Genomic DNA, 1216 nt, shown 5'->3' on the forward strand with positions numbered 1-1216 from the left:
TGGATAGGCTACACTTAGTTGGACAGAAATTTTAAGGTCAAGTAGACTACAGTTAATATAAACGAGGAGAACCTACCATGACCAAAAGAGAGCGGAGAACATTTACACAAGAATTTAAACAACAAATGGTACAGCTATATATGAATGGGAAACCAAGGAAAGATCTCATTCAGGAGTACAGTCTAACACCATCGTCTTTAGATAAGTGGATATCCCAATATAAAACCTCCGGTTCTTTTAAAGAATCTGATAATCGATCGCCAGAAGAATTAGAACTAATAGAGCTCCGTAAGCAATTAAAACAGTTACAAATGGAGAACGACATTTTAAAGCAAGCTGCGCTGATACTAGGACGAAAGTAAATGTGATTAAAAATAATCAGCACAAATACTCGATATCAGCCATGTGTAAAGTCCTTCAACTTTCAAGAAGCACCTACTACTATGAAGCAAAAGAAAGAGCATCTGAAGATGTTCTCACTTCTAAAATAATGGAAATCTTCCGTTCCAATCGGCAGAATTACGGCACACGTAAAATCAAAGTAGAACTGAAGAAACAGGGGCATGTGGTTTCAAGGCGTCGTATCGGAAGGATTATGAATGAGCAGGGATTAGTGTCTTCTTATACTATAGCTCAGTTCAAACCTCATAAAGATACATGTAATGATTCTACCGTTCAAAATGAGTTAAACCGAGAGTTTAACCAGAAGCAAGAAAGAGCTGTCGTCGTAAGCGATTTAACATACGTTAGAGTCAATCAAAAATGGAATTACGTATGTTTATTTGTTGATCTCTTTAATCGAGAAATCATTGGTTTCAGTGCTGGTCCAAACAAAGATGCACAACTAGTCTATCGAGCACTATCTTCGATACATGGCGATTTAAATCGGATCAATCTCTTCCATACTGACCGAGGAAATGAGTTCAAAAACAAATTAATTGATGAAGCATTAGCGACATTTAAAATCAAACGGTCATTAAGCTTGAAAGGCTGTCCATATGATAACGCAGTAGCGGAAGCTACTTTCAAAATCTTTAAGACAGAGTTTGTCAAAGGTCGCTATTTTGATAGTTTAGAAGAATTAGAACTGGAATTAATGGATTATATCCATTGGTACAATCATATTAGAATCCATGGGACGCTAAACTACACGAGCCCAATTCAATATAAACTTGAACACCTTAAAAAAGTTGTTTAGTTTAGTGTTGACAGTCCA

Annotated in this window: 1 protein-coding gene; it reads left to right on the forward strand. The window is 36.3% G+C overall.

Annotated features, from left to right (window positions below; all coding sequences use genetic code 11):
* Positions 1-77: 77 nt before the first annotated feature.
* Positions 78-1198, forward strand: a protein-coding gene (locus ACE199_RS23480; RefSeq protein WP_375351917.1) for an IS3 family transposase whose coding sequence is annotated in 2 segments (ribosomal slippage) — positions 78-327 and positions 327-1198 — 1122 coding nt in all. Because the reading frame shifts where the segments join, the coding sequence is not laid out codon by codon here.
* Positions 1199-1216: the final 18 nt, after the last annotated feature.

The organism is Peribacillus sp. Hz7, from assembly GCF_042136355.1.
GTDB classification, from domain to species: Bacteria; Bacillota; Bacilli; order Bacillales; family DSM-1321; genus Peribacillus; species Peribacillus asahii_A.